This window comes from Flavobacterium ginsenosidimutans (assembly GCF_037478105.1).
In the GTDB taxonomy this organism is placed as follows: Bacteria; Bacteroidota; Bacteroidia; order Flavobacteriales; family Flavobacteriaceae; genus Flavobacterium; species Flavobacterium ginsenosidimutans.
Map to the genome: position 1 here is coordinate 2,073,689 of NZ_CP147988.1, position 15,552 is coordinate 2,089,240.

Annotated in this window: 15 protein-coding genes; 3 read left to right on the plus strand and 12 right to left on the minus strand. The window is 33.7% G+C overall.

From position 1 onward, the window contains the following. Positions 1 to 86: 86 nt before the first annotated feature. A complete protein-coding gene (locus V6624_RS09180; RefSeq protein ID WP_111286382.1) occupies positions 87 to 365 on the minus strand; it encodes a hypothetical protein in 279 nt (92 codons plus the stop codon). A 177-nt stretch (positions 366 to 542) separates the two neighbouring features. Here V6624_RS09180 and V6624_RS09185 point away from each other — a divergent pair, with 177 nt between their 5' ends. The 3 genes from V6624_RS09185 (at position 543) to V6624_RS09195 (ending at position 1,758) form a co-directional block, all read left to right on the plus strand. After that, complete coding sequence (locus V6624_RS09185; protein WP_111286384.1) at positions 543 to 941, plus strand: helix-turn-helix domain-containing protein; 399 nt, start codon at positions 543 to 545, stop codon at positions 939 to 941. A 66-nt stretch (positions 942 to 1,007) separates the two neighbouring features. Then, entirely contained in the window at positions 1,008 to 1,172 is a 165-nt protein-coding gene (locus tag V6624_RS09190; protein ID WP_162614952.1) for a hypothetical protein, read from the plus strand. Continuing rightward, on the plus strand, positions 1,165 to 1,758 hold the full coding sequence (locus V6624_RS09195) for a zeta toxin family protein (RefSeq protein ID WP_111286386.1): 594 nt from the start codon (positions 1,165 to 1,167) through the stop codon (positions 1,756 to 1,758). Before V6624_RS09190 ends, V6624_RS09195 begins: the two co-directional genes overlap by 8 nt. A 113-nt stretch (positions 1,759 to 1,871) precedes the next feature. Here the strand turns inward: V6624_RS09195 and V6624_RS09200 are convergent, their stop codons facing one another. The 11 genes from V6624_RS09200 to pyk all read right to left on the minus strand — a co-directional run bounded on the left by V6624_RS09200 (position 1,872) and on the right by pyk (position 15,552). Beyond that, positions 1,872 to 2,411: an alpha-ketoglutarate-dependent dioxygenase AlkB gene (locus V6624_RS09200; protein ID WP_338841609.1), complete on the minus strand. Its 540-nt coding sequence runs from the start codon at positions 2,409 to 2,411 to the stop codon at positions 1,872 to 1,874. 125 nt (positions 2,412 to 2,536) lie between these two features. Continuing rightward, on the minus strand, positions 2,537 to 3,733 hold the full coding sequence (locus V6624_RS09205) for an aminopeptidase C (RefSeq protein WP_111286390.1): 1,197 nt from the start codon (positions 3,731 to 3,733) through the stop codon (positions 2,537 to 2,539). Between the two features lie 221 nt (positions 3,734 to 3,954). Beyond that, the gene (locus tag V6624_RS09210) at positions 3,955 to 5,115 is read right to left on the minus strand and encodes a BamA/TamA family outer membrane protein (RefSeq protein ID WP_111286392.1); all 1,161 of its coding nucleotides are present in this window, start codon (positions 5,113 to 5,115) and stop codon (positions 3,955 to 3,957) included. Between the two features lie 75 nt (positions 5,116 to 5,190). Then, positions 5,191 to 6,159, minus strand: coding sequence for a SphA family protein (locus V6624_RS09215; protein ID WP_111286394.1), 969 nt, complete (start codon positions 6,157 to 6,159; stop codon positions 5,191 to 5,193). Between the two features lie 61 nt (positions 6,160 to 6,220). Next, entirely contained in the window at positions 6,221 to 7,396 is a 1,176-nt protein-coding gene (locus V6624_RS09220; protein ID WP_111286396.1) for a helix-turn-helix domain-containing protein, read from the minus strand. A 128-nt stretch (positions 7,397 to 7,524) separates the two neighbouring features. After that, the gene (locus V6624_RS09225; RefSeq protein WP_111286398.1) at positions 7,525 to 8,103 is read right to left on the minus strand and encodes a DUF4136 domain-containing protein; all 579 of its coding nucleotides are present in this window, start codon (positions 8,101 to 8,103) and stop codon (positions 7,525 to 7,527) included. A gap of 290 nt (positions 8,104 to 8,393) precedes the next feature. After that, positions 8,394 to 9,794 (minus strand): DUF2252 domain-containing protein, encoded by a 1,401-nt coding sequence (locus V6624_RS09230; protein WP_111286400.1) that lies wholly within the window; start codon positions 9,792 to 9,794, stop codon positions 8,394 to 8,396. Between the two features lie 44 nt (positions 9,795 to 9,838). Next, positions 9,839 to 10,657 carry a hypothetical protein gene (locus tag V6624_RS09235; protein ID WP_111286456.1) on the minus strand — a complete coding sequence of 273 codons (819 nt, stop codon included), beginning with the start codon at positions 10,655 to 10,657 and terminating at the stop codon, positions 9,839 to 9,841. Positions 10,658 to 10,754: 97 nt separating this feature from the next. Beyond that, positions 10,755 to 11,768: an HAD family hydrolase gene (locus V6624_RS09240; protein ID WP_111286402.1), complete on the minus strand. Its 1,014-nt coding sequence runs from the start codon at positions 11,766 to 11,768 to the stop codon at positions 10,755 to 10,757. Positions 11,769 to 11,828: 60 nt separating this feature from the next. After that, positions 11,829 to 13,511 (minus strand): arylsulfatase, encoded by a 1,683-nt coding sequence (locus tag V6624_RS09245; RefSeq protein WP_111286404.1) that lies wholly within the window; start codon positions 13,509 to 13,511, stop codon positions 11,829 to 11,831. Positions 13,512 to 14,118: 607 nt separating this feature from the next. Beyond that, on the minus strand, positions 14,119 to 15,552 hold the full coding sequence (gene pyk, locus V6624_RS09250) for a pyruvate kinase (RefSeq protein WP_111286406.1): 1,434 nt from the start codon (positions 15,550 to 15,552) through the stop codon (positions 14,119 to 14,121).

The following is a 15,552-nucleotide window of genomic DNA, read 5'->3' on the forward strand; positions in this document are numbered from 1 at the left end:
ACTTACATAAAGTTACGCAATATCTCTTCTCGATGTCCTAATCGCCTTTTAAAAACCCTAAAAAACGTTTAAATGCCTATTTCCGCTTAATAATTCCTATTTTCCGTACAAGCTTTATGGATTTCTTCGTCTGTGAATGGTTCTAAGGCTTTTACGAGCATTTTACTCGTTCTAATGCAACTCAGCATTTTAATTCGTAAAGGGAGACTGTTTCCTGGTTCTGTTTCAAGAAGGTGTTCGAAAATTTCATTTAAGTATTCAGGATGGTTTCTAAAATCTCCATCGAAACAAATATCTGATACAAATTTGGACAAAGATGCTATTACCTTATTCTCGCTTGCATTGTTTTCATTTTGTGTTGTCATGGCGTTTATATTTACTGTTTTGGTTTTTAATAATTATTGTACGAAAAATTGTATTTTTGTTTGAGCGAATTAAACAATAGAATCCATTCTAACAAAACATTAGGTTTAGTAATTCACCAAAAAAGATAGTGTTTTACTATTATCCTAATTTTTAAGGATTTTTAATATCTTTGAAGTATGAGCACAGCAACAAAACCAAAACATATAGGGAGAAACATAAGCCGCATTCGTGAGCTTAGAGGAATGAAACAAGAAGCACTTGCCATTGCTATTGGTATGAGCCAACAGACGATTTCTAATATTGAGGGAAGCGAAACGCTTGACGATGAAAAACTAAACGTTATTGCAGAAGCTTTGGGTGTTTCGGCTGATTCAATAAAAAGTTTTTCAGATGAAGGTGTCGTTAATTATTTCAATAATGTATATGACAACGCTATCACTGATAGTATTGTTAATGCAAATGCTCTAGAATGCACTTTCAACCCAATTGATAAAATTGTGGAACTTTATGAGCGTTTGGTTCAGGCTGAAAAAGATAAAGTGGAGTATTTGGAGAAGTTGATGAAGGGGAAGTGATCTAAAAACAGCATGAGGTTTACATTATATACATCTTTAATTTGTTTTTTGTAAATTTGCATCATTATGAAAGATATTTCTAACACATCCGAAAGAGTACAATTTGCTTTAAAGCAAATGAGTAAAGTTATGCCTTCTGTAAAGAAGCAAGTGGCTGTTTATGAAAGAAACATAGCTTTGGGAAAAGATCAAAAAAATCCACCAGTAGCTCCTCAATTCAAGAATGTCTAAACCTATTTTAACAGTCATTGCCGGATGCAATGGCTCTGGAAAATCTACTTTTTCTAAAGTACTTTCTCCTGAAAATTTTACTCCTTTTGATTACGATTTCTATTTTTTAAAATTTTATAGCTCTTTATTCGATTCAGATATAAGAGGAGAAATGGCTCATAGATTAGCCTTTACTGAATTAGAAAATCAAGTTAAAACAGCTATCGGCAACAAATCTAGTTTTTGTTATGAAACTAATTTCAATTCAACTCCACTTCACTGGCCTGATATATTTAAAAATAATGGATATGATTTACAGCTTATTTTTCTATGTCTAAATTCTATCCAAGAAGCAAAGAAAAGAGTTGCTATACGTGTTGAAAATGGAGGTCATTTTGTTCCGGAAAAAGAAATTGAAAGACGATATAAAGATGGATATGATAATCTTAATAAATTTTTCGATTATTTTGATTATGTTGACATATATGATTCTTCCGCATATGAACAACAACCTTCTTACGTATTATCTATTGAATCAGGAAAAATCCAATCGATAAATTATGTACCTGATTATTTAAAAAATTTAATACCTAATATAATTCCATAGAATCAAGAAAAAAGCGCCACAATCCTAAGATTACGGCGCTTTTCTATTTTCTTTAAAACTTTAAGGTTAGTTAAACCCCTAATTTATTTATAACTTCAATTGCTTGTTTAAAATCAAGAAATCAACTTTCTAAAAGTAATACTTATTCTTTCTGCAGCATTATTTCCTGTTTCTGGCAAAATAGAATGAAGCCAAAATTCCTGAACGGATTGAGTCATATAGAACAAACTATTCGGATAAAGCGAAATATCAAGAATACTATATGGATCTAATTTACTTTTAAATCGTATTATTCTTTTATTACCCAATGAAACAATGGCAACTCCAGTATTATCTGCAAGAATATCTACTTGATCGGAATGAAAACCCATTTTTGACTCTCCATTTTCATAATAATTAATCAAACAATTATTTATTGAAAAACTAAGCCTTTCTTCAACTAAAGAAGCTGTTTCAGATATATAATCAGGAAACTCTATAAACGGATAAGATATATTAGAATAATTATAAGGAACACCATAACTAACTGTTTTTCTCGCCTTAATTTCAGTATTCCAATCTGAATCATTCTTTATTTTTTGAAATAGAATTTCATGATTTGACAGAAGATTTTCTTCTATTTTCATTTCATTAAGTAGTCCATTTATATCCATTATCTTTTATATTTTTAAAAAGCAGTAAAATTATAAGATTTTTCGTTTTTTTTTTGTTTTTGCAAATAAAAAAAGCAGTATTACTTTTAAGTAATACTGCTTTTTTTTCATAAAATCGATACGTTTTAAACCCCTAATTTCTTAGCAATTTCAGCAGGAATTCCTCCTTTGTTTACTAGTAATGCAGTAGTTTTATATTTTACGAAGTTCTTAGTTACAAACAAGAAACCTTTGTAGTCGTTTGTTTCTCCCCAAGAATTTTTTACGATATAGTATTCTTTTCCAGTTTGATCTTTTGCAAGACCAATAATGTGCATTCCGTGGTCGTCTGTTGTAGTGTAGTTATCAAACGCAGCCTGACGCATTTCTGGAGTAATTTCTGGTTCTGCTTTTGGTCCGTTAAACATGTCTGCTTTTTCTTCTGCAGTCATATCGTCAAATTTTTTAGAAGTTACATAAGCTACCCCGTTTTTCCAGCTAAAGCTTTTCTCGCTAACATCTGTTGCCCAAGCTACAGTATATCCTTTTTTAAGTGCGTTGTCGATAACATCTGTCATATCGTTCAATTTTACGTTGTAAACTTGATCCAATGACCAGTTGTCTGGCACCATCATAGTTGTTTTTTGGTAATATGGAGCATTTGTAAAAGATGACATTTCTACATACTCATCTGGGTTAATTCCTACTACTTCTTTAGCAAAAGATTGCGGAGTGTAGTTTTTTCCTTTGTAGTTAAAGTTATCTGGCACTTTTCCTAAGTAAGAATCAATAACTGCTGCGTAAGCTTTTTGCCAGTTTGGAGTTAATTCTCCGTTCGGGTTTTTAACCACTGCTGTAAGAACACCTTCGATAAGAGCGCCCATTTCAGCAAATTTGTTTTTGTCTGTTCCGTAGTTTAATCCTGTATAAACTTCTCTTGGCACAGTTCCGTATTTTTTATACATATTAATTACATCGTGCAAAGCTCCACCGTCTCCAAGAGTAATTGCTCCATGCATACGAACATAGTTTACCCCTTTTTCAACATACACGTTTCTTGCAGAATAAATTTGAGATAACTCAACTGGCTGTTTCCCTAAACGAATCATTTCTGACTCTAAGAATGAGTTTGTCGAGTAGCTCCAGCAAGTTCCAGATGATCCTTGAGATTTTACTGATGTTGTTCCTAGATTAATTACTTCTGTAAATTTGAAGTTCTCTTTACTTTTGTCGCTCGCGTTTAGTTTAAGTGAGTTCACTAATACGTCTTGCGCAAAACAGCCTGCTGTTCCAGCTAAAAATACTGAAGCTGCAAACACTGATTTGAATGAAAATGTATTCATAATTTATGTTTAAGATTTAACAAAATTAGTCTCCATTGTTTCTAATTTGTTACAAAACAATTAAATATTATACAATTTGTGTGATGTTTAATTGTTAATATTTTCTTAACGACTAGAATTATTAAGACATTTAATACAAAAAACCTCAATAATGGCTTATTAAGGTTTTTTGGGGTTATTATTTTATAAATTAACTTCTTACAAGTTTTTTGCGTCTTTGTTTATCGCATCCAATTGCTTCCAAAAACGATATAGTACGCCCAATCTTCTGGGCCTTTTGCAATGTCTACTCCCATACGAAGTTTGAACTTTCTGGCTAAGAGGTATCTAAAACCGCTTCCGTAGCTGTAAACAACGGGTTTTGCAAAAGCCTTGTCCCAATCGTCAAACGCACTTGCGAGACCTCCAAATCCCATAACGCTCCAACGTCTGTAGACATCCCATCTTAATTCGCCTTCGGCAACAATACTGGTGTTTCCCATGTATCTCGCTGCGGGAATTCCTCGTAAATTGATTCCAGGTTTTAAATAAAAAGGCGGACTTCCCAACGCCTGCTCCCCTTCAATCCTTAGTCCGCCAATTAGTTTTTTAGCCAATGGATAATAGCCTATTGTAGATAAATTAATACGCCAAGCTTGGTAATCGCTTCCAAGTGCTTTATCTGACCAGAAAAAATCGGCCTGAACCCTTATCCCTTTGTCTGGTGTAAATATATTGTCACGTCCGTCAAACTGCACTGCGCCTCCAAGCTGACTTATGGTGCTTTTAATATCTTTTGGATCTACAAATGGTGGCGGAAGATTAAAATCGGGCAGGTTTATTTTTGAGTTTAAAAACAGATATTGTGGACCTGCGCTCCATTTTGCGTTCTTAAATTGTTTGAGCCATTGTGTATAAAAAATGGTCGATTTAAAGTTGAGTTTAAATTCCTGATCTGCCTGATTAGGTAAATTATTGGCATAAAATGATAAATTCATGTCGCCATAAGCCGCGAAAACACGATATAATATTTTAGGTTTAACAAGTGTTGAAGAACGAAAAGCTCCACCCATCCAGCTTTTGTTGGCAGTATACATTCCGATTCCTCCTGTAATGTCTGGATTTACAAAACGTTTTGTTCCGTCTTCTTCAATAACTGGGGCTCTTTTTTTAAGGAAAATTGGCGCGACTGCACCTCCAAAACCTCCAACAGCTGGTTCTGTAATAATAGTTGGCACTACTATAAATCCGTTGGCGTAGATAAGAAAATCACTCAAATCGAAAGCACCGTCTAGAGAATCTTTAAAAACAACTTGGTGTTTTTGTGCATTTAAAAAACTGAATGACAATAACATCCAAAGCGAAAAGAGTATTATTTTTGATGTTGGCTTTTTGTTTTTCATATAAGAATGTTATCGTTTTATATTTAAAATTACCTCATCTCAAAAACCTGAAATCTCTTAGAATAAACTCAGAAATTATTTTTTATTGAAATTGAAAACGTGCGCCAGCGTTATAAAAAAAGTATTTCCCTGAAATCTATTTACTGCATCTACTTCTCCAACCCATCTAAAACCCACCGAAGTCATGCTACTAAGATGTAAATAATTGATTTCGGCTCCGAGTCCGCCAACTCTGTCTTTTTCTGGTTCTATAATAATACCTGTTCCAACAGGTATTTTATCTTCTGTCAATTTGTATTGCAGATAATAAATTAAACCCGCATTTAAGATGCCTTTTGGAGCCGTTTTTTCGGCATTCATACAATAGAATGTTTTTCCTAAACCGCCTTCAACACTTAAAATATCTCCTGTTTTAATGTCGGTATCTTTCTTTTTTCCGTTGATTTCATAAGCTGCCAATGCAGAAAAATGAAATGTTTTCTTTTCATTAAAATATAAAGTTGTTCCTGCAGAAAACTCATTCATAAACATTCCTAAACCGCTATTGTTGCTGTCGCCAAGGTCGTATTTCCCTGTTGGCAAATACATTTGATAACTGAAAACAAAATCGGCTCTTTTGTTGTGCCAGCCTAATTGAACGGGCTGCACGTACATATCTGTAAAAGCAAAATCACTTTGTGAATCGACATAACTTCCTTGAATGGTATTTGAAGCTCCAGCTAATAAAATTGTAGCTCCGTAATTGGCTCCTAAAATTTTAAAATCACTCACATAATTGGCTCCAACACCTGTTATAAACATCGTAATATCTGGATTTCCAATTTTATCTCCGTTGCCGTTTCGCAATGAAGATGCTGTATAAATATATCCTGGAATATACACGCTCAAGGTTTTTTCAGGAGCCTGAGTTCCAGATTGAAGTCCCATTGCGCCAAGAATATGTCCGCCTTTTAATTGTGCATTACCATATAAGGAAAGCAGTAGTGACATTACTGTCAAAATTGATCGTAATACTTTTTTCGAATTATTAATCTTTTCTATCATATCGAAATGTTTTAAGATGAATTAAGATTTACAACCGTCGCTAATATTTATGCGAAGAATTTTATTTAAAATAATAAGCGCCTGTTCGATCTGGGTTTATTCGAATGGTTTTAAAATACTCTGAAGGAGATTTTCCAGTATGCTTTATAAAGGCTCTAAAGCAGGTTGTACGGGATTTAAAACCAGAACCCCACGCCATTCCTTCCAGCGATAAATCTTTCCATTCTGGATCGTTTATTTTTTCTTTAAAATATTCTATCCTTTTCAAATTAACATAATCCTGAAAATGAAGTCCAAATTCAGAATTAATTAAATTGGACAAATGATGTACAGATATTCCCGTTTCGTCAGATAGATCTCTGATTACGAAATCTTTCTTTAGAAAAAGATTTTTCGAGTTTAAAACATAGTCTAATTTTAGAAGGTATTCTTCTCTTTTTTCAAGCGTTAATTCATTCGCAATTGGAATAACAGTTTTGGTTTCTTTTGTTTTTACCAATACTGTATTATCTACAACAAAGTCAAATGTTTCTTCTTCGTCATGAAAAATCTGTGGTTTGAAATACAGCCATCCAACAGTAAAAAATAAAACAGAAGAAATGAGTACGTAACACGAAAGATCTGTGGCTTCAACTTTTCTCAGTAAAAAATGATGAACAAAAAGCGCCGAAAATAAGAACAAAATCATAAGGTTATAAACTCTAATCCAGTTAATTACTTTAATTCGATGAAATTGATTTCCTCTAAATTTTTTCAGATCATAGTTTAAAATCAACATGGTTTGAAAAAATACATAGAAAAGCCAAATCGTCAATGTTAAAACAGAAAATGGATTTTTGATTAATCTTGAAATATAATCGACAGCCTTTATATTGGTATGACTTCCAACATAAACAACCAACGTTAAAACGAAATAAATTATGAAAGGCACAAAATGCAGCCAATCGTATTTTCTAAAACTTTTATTAAGTGATAAAATATTTCTAACATATAAAAAAGAACATGGCGCGGTTAAAAATATAAACGCTTTTGTAATGGTAAATAGATCTGGGAAATTTTTAAATAAGTTGGCCGAGAGATAAAAATTGTAGATACTTACTACCGCCAAACTCAATAAAAACATTCCCAAAAAGAAACTTTTAGAATAGTTTTTTCTGGAAAAAAGAACCATAATTGATGTAGCTAGCCCCGCAATTGTGGCTATGAAAAAGAAAAGTGAGAGTAATATATCGATCATTTTTTTAAGCTTAACTGAGTAAATATTTTTCTTAAAATCTTAAAAATAGAGTACGAGAAGGGGCGTGTAACCATAAAGAATTGTACTTGCCAAAGACCGGCAAGTACAACAGCTTTACTTTATATTAATTATTTTTTATCTGCTCCCGGAGGGAAACCTGTAAGTATTTTTTTGATTGCACCGTTAATAAATTCTTCCGGATTGTCTGGTTTACTGTCAATTTCGGCATTTCCAATTCCTTGCCAAATTAACTTATCCGTTTTTGTAGACACAATATCAATTACTAATGAACCATCAACATAGTCATAAGTATCAAATGTCGTATTGGCACCACCCATCATAGCGCCACCGCCCCAATATCCATAAGGGCGATACATTCCGCCATATCCATAAAAGTTAGTGTTGGCACTAACAGAAGTTTTATTTTTTAAGATGGAAACAGCATTCACTTTTAAATCTGGATTAGAAGATTCTGTAAATCCTTTAGCAAGCATTTCATTTCGGATTGCTTTTGCTACACGATCAACATTTAACTGATTTACCTGACCTTCCTGTGCTCTTAGATCATAAACAGCAAATGTTTTGTATTCGCTGAAATTAACAGCATGATCATAATCGGTCGTTACTTTTACAGTTGGAGAACAGCTGTAAATTAAACCCAAAAATAAAATTGGGATAAGGCGAAGATTTGTTCTTTTAATATTCATGTTGTGGTATTTATTAAATTAATAATTAAATCAGTTTAACTCGAATGTATTAAAATCGTAAAAATCTTGAACGGGGGGCAAAGCGTGCATTAATAATCGCCTATTCGACACAAACATCTACTAAACAATTACTTAGCTTACTCTCAAAGATAAATCATTTTATTTAATTAACAGTATTAAATAAATAAAATCTTACTTTGCCGTTTTCTAGTATATTTCGTTCCTTTTTTAAAGTTTATTTTACTTTGTACAACTACATACTAATTTCTATTTTCTTTTGATTCATAGAATTAGATTTCATCTGAAATAGGCAGTTTTCCATGTTTTATTGCCTCCAGCATTTTATTATAATCCGATTCGTTTTGATTGGCGTATAAAACCGAAAATTCCGAAATGGCATCTGCAAATTCATCTGTATCTCCAATATAACCTGAAATTACCGAAGGATCTCCCGAGCGAGCATGAGCTCTCGCAAGCGCCCATCCGCAGGCTTTGGCATATTCTGCCATGTTTTTAGGTTTCATCACTTCGAGAACTGGTTTTACTTTGGCATCTCTAAGCTGACGGATATAGAAAAACCTATTTTTACTATCGTCTGTCCAGCCCAGAAAAATATCCGAGGCAGATTGCATTAGCTTTTGTCCCATTACAATCCGTTCGCCCTGATGGCTGTATTTTCCTTTTATTTTTACATTTCCTTCCAAAACACTTTTTCGAGCTTCTTTAAACTGTAAAAAAATAGGTTCTCCAGTTGCCGACATTAACAGACTAATACCGCACAATGTTCCAACGCTGCCTACGCCAACTACTTTTATGACAATATCTTGAAGCATGTATCGGCTTAACAAAATCTGCTTTTCTTCTGAAAGCGATTCTAAATATCTATTATGGATAATTTCACCCTCTTTAGCCACTTGTTTTTCAAGTTCTCCGCTTGGATGGAATATCAATGGCGGATCATCTTTTATGCGAGCTCTGGCGCCATCAAAATAAGTCATCTTTGCAAACTCTTTTTCATGAGCCGTATACTCTGATGCTTTTTTAATTCTTTTCTGGTCAAATTCTTTAAATTCTTTGTCTCGACCTAATTCGATCAATTCTGCCAAATCAATATCAGCATACCAGATTTGAAGCGCCGATAATTTACTGTAATCTAGCATATGTCTTTTGTAGCTATCTGCAACGTTCAATGCAAATTCTTTACAATTTTTATTGGAAAATTTTCTCCATCGCCCAGCAATCACAAAACTGGCTGCGAGTCTTTTTACATCCCATTCCCAAGGTCCTGGAAAAGTTTCATCAAAATCATTAATATCAAAAACCAATTTACGTTCTGGAGTTGCAAATCCGCCAAAATTCATCAAGTGACAATCACCACAAAGTTGAAGATTTATTCCAGATACTGGAGTATGAGCCAAATCGGCAGCCATGATAGCAGCAGCGCCTCTGTAAAATGAAAATGGAGATTCCATCATTCTTCTATACCGAATTGGCAACAAACTTTCAACTCTTCCTTCGCTGGTCTGAATTAAAATATCTACTGGATTTTTGCGGTTTTTAAAAGAATTCCATTCCTGATGTTTCACCAAAGGTATTTTCTTTCTAATCGAAGCTCCTTTTTGATAACGTTCTGCCTTTGATGCTATCGGATTAAATGCGGTTTCGGCTGTATGTTTTAAATCTTCTTCCATAATTCCGATAGATAAAATTAAAGAGACCGTTTAAACTTCTTTTATTATTGTGGAAATATAAAGGCAACGACCGCTCTTAATCCCCAATCTGGTCTTATATTTGAATGACCCACAACCGGAATTAAAGGCATAACAGCAAATTGCATAGTCTGACCGCCTAATTTTGTAATTGCACCAACATTTGGGCTAACCGTAATAAGGGTTGTATTTCCTTGCCAGTTTTGAGTAATTTCTGAAGTGATTCCTAAACTTGCACCGCTTTTATAACTATGCGTTAAGAATATTTGTGTGTAAAACTGATTGAAATCTGCTCTATCTGCATTTCCTGCAACAGACCAGATTTGATTAGCTAAAAAACCTATCGAAAGTCCTTTTCCCTGATGCATTACCAAAACGCTCGGGCCAATTCCAAATTTCTCTGTTCCTAACAATTTTTCTGTAGCCGTTGGCACTAAAAAAGCGGGGCCAGCTCCTAAAATAATTCCTTTTGTTTTAGGGGCAAAAAATGCCGTTACCGTTGCATCACTTAAACCAAACTCATGTGTATTTTCTCCTGTAACATCCTGCTGATCTACAACTGGAAGAATATAACGCGTAATTAAATTTAAATTTTCGCTTAATTTAAAAGGAACAACAGGCTGTATATTGATCTGATATTTTGATCCATTATAAGCTCCAATTCCATAAGTAAGATTATTTTGCAGCGGAACACTAATTAAACTTGCCACAGGATTTGCCATTTTATCAGCGAGTTCTTGTGCGCTGTTTCCTGTTTTCTGTTCTTCTTCCTGAGCATAAGAGTTTAAACTTAAGATTAAACAGACTGCAAATAAAAGTGATCTGATAACTTTATGAAGCTTCATAGGTTTTCCCATTTTAGAATTTATAAATGCTCTTTTAAAATCAAAATGAAACAACCAACCAATAAAGTTGTTTCACTTTAATTCTAACTAACTCAACCTAATTGTCGGAAAAAACTTTTTTCCAGTCTTTTTGCATATCAACAACATGCCACTTGTTTTTAGCAGCAATATTTAGAGAAGCATTATCTTTTTCTTGATATTTATATTCTCTTATTGAATCATTATGATTTACCAGTAATTGAAATGATGGGTATTTATTTCCTTGAGAATATTGCAGCATTGCGATATCACCAGCTCCGCCCTCGTTACCGCAGGCAAAAACAGGTCGCTGCCCAATGTGCAATTGAATCCCAACAGGTTTTCCTTCTTTATCATTAAAATGATCTAGAGCCGCTTCACGCTGTACGGCATTTTTGGTCCCATCATATTTATATTTAAATGAAGTTCCCACTACCTGATCTTTTGGAATTCCGTAAAAGTCCTGAGATATTGCTCTTACCACTTCGATTGTTCCGCCTGTAACTATATAGGTTTTGAATCCGTTGGCACGGAGATAATTAAGCAGTTCTAATTGTGGCTGATAACGTATTTGTTTTACCGGAACATTTTTACCCGGATACTGTGCACTTTTAAAAAAGTCATTAACTGAAGTTTCAAATTCATCTTCGGTCATTCCGGTATGCGTTGCAGCAACGAGTTCTATAAGTGCTTTATCGCCTCCTTTTTCAAAGAATGTTTTATCTTTTTCGATTACTGCTTTAAAAGGCTGTTTTTGTGCTAATTCTGGTTTGGCTTCTACCATTTTTTTTACTCTATAAAAAGCAAAAAGTTCTTGAACATATGGTTTTTCAGCCCAAAGTGTTCCATCGTTATCAAAAGTTGCAATTCTATTTTCAACTGGAATAAAATCTGGGCTTCCTTCTTTGGTTACTTTCTCAACATAGGCAATAATATCACTTTTTAAAGCTCCATCATTCCAGCTTGGCAACGGATCGCTACTTACAGCCGTTTCTGTCTGTTTATTTTCTGCTGGAGAAGTTAAAGTGTCAGATTTTTTACAGGAAAAGAGAAACAAAACCACCAGAGATAATATATAGATACTTTTTTTCATGATGTTTTTATGTTATAAAAGAGATTCAGAGTTGTCAGTCTGAATCTCTTTTTGAATTATTTATTTTTTCTTTTTTGAAGCTGTCTCTTCTTCCTCTTTTAATTTAGGAAGAACATTTTTCTCTATATACTTTTGAGCTTTGATATCTTTCATAGCTTCTTCCATAATGGTATAAGCAGAGAAACTTGGCGGAATTGATCTTGGTGGATATTCCTTAAATGTTTCAGCAAATACAACTACATCTTGAATTGCTCCATACATTAATTGCACATGGTTCATTTGCCAATCCCAGAAAGTATTTGAAGTGATGTCGGCTCTTTCAAAAGGATCTTGATATAGATTGAATATTTTTTGAAGACGAAGTTTAGTGAAAGGTTCTGCCCAAACACCTAATGTTCCTTCTAAACGCTGTTCAGCAAAAACATATTTATAATCTCCTTCTCTTAAACCAACTAATAATCCATCATCATCTGTATAGAAGAATTTATCTCTGGCACTTTTCGCTGTTTTCCCTTCTAAAAATTTACTTTGGTCATAACCATCTAAATGCACTTTATAAGTTTTCCCATTAGCGCTATAACCTTTTAAAAGTTTATTTACAATATCTGGTTCTCCTGCAATTGAAGCAAATGTAGGAATCCAATCGTTATGGCTCATCAATTCAGTAGTTACTGTTCCTGGTTTGATATGTCCTGGCCAGCGTACAATACATGGTACACGGAAGGCTCCTTCCCAGTTAGTGTTTTTCTCTGAACGAAATGGTGTCATTGCTCCGTCAGGCCATGTATTCATGTGAGGTCCATTATCTGTAGAATAAACAACAATAGTATTGTCAGCAATTCCTAAATCGTCTAATGCTTTTAAAATACTACCGATAGTTTCATCATGTTCGATCATACCATCAATATATTCGCTATCACCATGTGTGTATCTTCCTCTGTGTTCTGCTCTTACGTGAGTACGAAGGTGCATACGAGTCGCATTAAACCAGCAGAAAAATGGTTTTCCTGCAGCGTTTTGTCTCTTGATAAAATCAATAGCTGCGGCAGAAGTTTCATCATCTACAGTTTCCATTCTTTTTTTAGTAAGTGCTCCAGTGTCTTCAATTTTTTGCTTACCTACTCTCCCAAATCGAGGATCTGTGGTTGCATCATCAACATTTGTTGCTGTACATTTCAATACTCCTCTTGGTCCAAATTTTTTCAAATATTCAGGATCTTTTGGATAATCCGGCAATTCTGGTTCTTCTTCTGCATTTAAGTGATACAGATTTCCAAAAAACTCATCAAAACCATTAACTGTTGGTAAACTTTCATTTCGATCTCCTACGTGGTTTTTACCGAATTGCCCAGTAACATATCCTAAGCTTTTCATAATACCACCTATAGAAGGATCTAGCTGACTCATTCCCATTGGCGCTCCTGGGAAACCAACTTTTGTCAGTCCTGTTCTAAGACCGTGCTGTCCCGTTAAAAAAGCGGCACGTCCTGCAGTACAGCTTTGTTCTCCATAATAATGTAAAAATCGTAATCCTTCATTAGCTAAGCGATCAATATTGGGGGTCGTATATCCCATAAGTCCATCGCTGTAGGCGCTTATATTAGTTGTTCCAATATCATCACCCCAAAGCACCAAAATGTTTGGCTTTTTGTTTTGAGCTGTAACAGAAACTCCAGAAAAAAATAGTAACGCTAGTACCCTAAAGGTATTTGTAACTCCGCATTTTAATTTGATTTGTTTCATGATAAAAAAATTCGTTAGTAATTCTCGTTATTTATATGAGTTTGAAAATCCAAAAAAATAAATGGGAACATTGCAAGCTTTCAAAAAAAAAACTCTTAAGTCAGGTTGCATCTTTTTGATGTGTTTCAAATTCATTTTATTTTAAAATCTGAAACAAAATATTTTTAACTTTTTCTTAAGTCTCTCAAAATTAACTAATAAAAGAGCGAACAATTGTATTTAAACGGCAAGAGCTTGTTTCATTTTATAATATGAAACAACAAAATTTGAGAATTTGCACCAAAATGTTTCATTTTATAAAATGAAACATATGAAAACATCAGAAAATTAAGTAGTTACAATTTTATCTTAAGAATGAAGAAAAAAGAGGAAATAATGGTTTAAAAGTTTTTTTGGGGTAACTATTTTTGAGAAATATAGTCAAATGAAACAAAAATATAGTCTTTTTCAGTCAAACTTTTGTCATATTATCAGAAAATTGACTGGTAAAATATCCTCTAAAAGACAAAATGTCGAAGTAAGGGAAAATAAATTTAGATTTAAAAAAAGTATTAAAACAAAAAAAGCCACTTAAAAATAAGTGGCTTTATATTTAAATAAAAAATTGTTAGTCGATTTGAGAAACTCTCATCGTGTTAACCATTCCTTTTTCTTTAATTGGCATTGCAGCAAGATTAATCAAATAATCTCCTGTTTGTGCATATCCTTTTTCAACAGCAATTTTATTTACATCTGTTACAGTATCATCTGTACTAACTTCATTATCATAATAGAAAGATTTAACTCCCCATAATAAATTCAATTGTGTTAAGATTCTTTTGTTTGAAGTAAATACTAAAATATGAGAAGTTGAAGGTCTCCAAGCTGAAATTTGGAAAGCTGTATAACCACTGTTTGTTAAAGTACAAATAGCTTTAGCTTCAATTTCATTAGCTAATAAAGCTGCTTGGTGGCAAACTGTTTTAGTCACAAAACGGTTTGTTTTAATTTGTGGAGTGTTTTGAGGAACTTGGATAAGTGGTGAATTCTCAACAGCCTCACAAATTTGAGCCATTCTTTGGATTACTTGTACTGGATAATTTCCTGTAGCAGTTTCTCCAGACAACATTACAGCATCTGCACCATCCATTACTGAGTTAGCAACGTCGTTTACTTCTGCTCTTGTTGGAGTTAAACTTGTAATCATTGTTTCCATCATTTGTGTAGCAACAATAACAGGAATTCTAGCAGTTTTAGCTCTACGGATCAAATCTTTTTGAACCAATGGAACTTCGTGAGCTGGAAGCTCAACACCAAGGTCTCCACGAGCAACCATTAAACCATCACAATATGCAACAATTTTGTCCATATTTTCAAGAGCTTCTGGCATCTCGATTTTAGCGATAATTGGAATTTTAACCTCAGAATGTTTCGCGATTAACTCTTGTAAGTCTTGTAAATCACGAGGCGTTTTCACAAATGAAAGTGCAATCCAGTCTACTTTTTGTTCGATTGCGAAAATCGCATCTGCAATATCTTTTTCAGTTAAAGCTGGTAAAGAAATTTTTGTGTTTGGAAGATTAACTCCTTTTTTAGATTTTAATTCTCCACCTTGAATAACTTTAGCAACAACCTCTGTTTTTTTATCTGTAGAAACTATTTCAAAAATAAGTTTACCATCATCAAGCAAGATACGTTCTCCAACATTTACATCATTTGGAAAATTTTGATATTTCATAAATGCTTTTTTTGCATTTCCGATAATATCTTCTGCAGTTGTAAAAGTGATTTCATCTCCGTCGTTTACAACAGTTCCTTCTTCCATTACACCAACTCTAAGTTTTGGTCCTTGCAAATCTCCTAAGATTGCTGTTGTGTAACCAAACTCTTCGTTTAGATCTCTAATAATGTTAATTTTTTCCTTTACTCCTTCGTAATCTGCATGCGAAAAATTGATTCTAAACACATTAACCCCTGCATCGATCATATCTTTAATGATCTCTCTTGTACTACAAGCGGGCCCAAGTGTAGCAACAATTTTGGTTTTCTTGTTTGTTAGCAT

Bases quoted from the DNA above. Each gene is read 5' to 3' on its own strand.
- V6624_RS09180 (WP_111286382.1), bottom strand. From the start codon at position 365: ATGACAACACAAAATGAAAACAATGCAAGCGAGAATAAGGTAATAGCA.
- V6624_RS09235 (WP_111286456.1), bottom strand. From the start codon at position 10,657: ATGAAGCTTCATAAAGTTATCAGATCACTTTTATTTGCAGTCTGTTTA.
- pyk (WP_111286406.1), bottom strand. From the start codon at position 15,552: ATGCTAACAAACAAGAAAACCAAAATTGTTGCTACACTTGGGCCCGCT.
- V6624_RS09195 (WP_111286386.1), top strand. From the start codon at position 1,165: ATGTCTAAACCTATTTTAACAGTCATTGCCGGATGCAATGGCTCTGGA.
- V6624_RS09210 (WP_111286392.1), bottom strand. From the start codon at position 5,115: ATGAAAAACAAAAAGCCAACATCAAAAATAATACTCTTTTCGCTTTGG.
- V6624_RS09200 (WP_338841609.1), bottom strand. From the start codon at position 2,411: ATGGATATAAATGGACTACTTAATGAAATGAAAATAGAAGAAAATCTT.
- V6624_RS09240 (WP_111286402.1), bottom strand. From the start codon at position 11,768: ATGAAAAAAAGTATCTATATATTATCTCTGGTGGTTTTGTTTCTCTTT.
- V6624_RS09215 (WP_111286394.1), bottom strand. From the start codon at position 6,159: ATGATAGAAAAGATTAATAATTCGAAAAAAGTATTACGATCAATTTTG.
- V6624_RS09230 (WP_111286400.1), bottom strand. From the start codon at position 9,794: ATGGAAGAAGATTTAAAACATACAGCCGAAACCGCATTTAATCCGATA.
- V6624_RS09185 (WP_111286384.1), top strand. From the start codon at position 543: ATGAGCACAGCAACAAAACCAAAACATATAGGGAGAAACATAAGCCGC.
- V6624_RS09190 (WP_162614952.1), top strand. From the start codon at position 1,008: ATGAAAGATATTTCTAACACATCCGAAAGAGTACAATTTGCTTTAAAG.
- V6624_RS09205 (WP_111286390.1), bottom strand. From the start codon at position 3,733: ATGAATACATTTTCATTCAAATCAGTGTTTGCAGCTTCAGTATTTTTA.
- V6624_RS09220 (WP_111286396.1), bottom strand. From the start codon at position 7,396: ATGATCGATATATTACTCTCACTTTTCTTTTTCATAGCCACAATTGCG.
- V6624_RS09225 (WP_111286398.1), bottom strand. From the start codon at position 8,103: ATGAATATTAAAAGAACAAATCTTCGCCTTATCCCAATTTTATTTTTG.
- V6624_RS09245 (WP_111286404.1), bottom strand. From the start codon at position 13,511: ATGAAACAAATCAAATTAAAATGCGGAGTTACAAATACCTTTAGGGTA.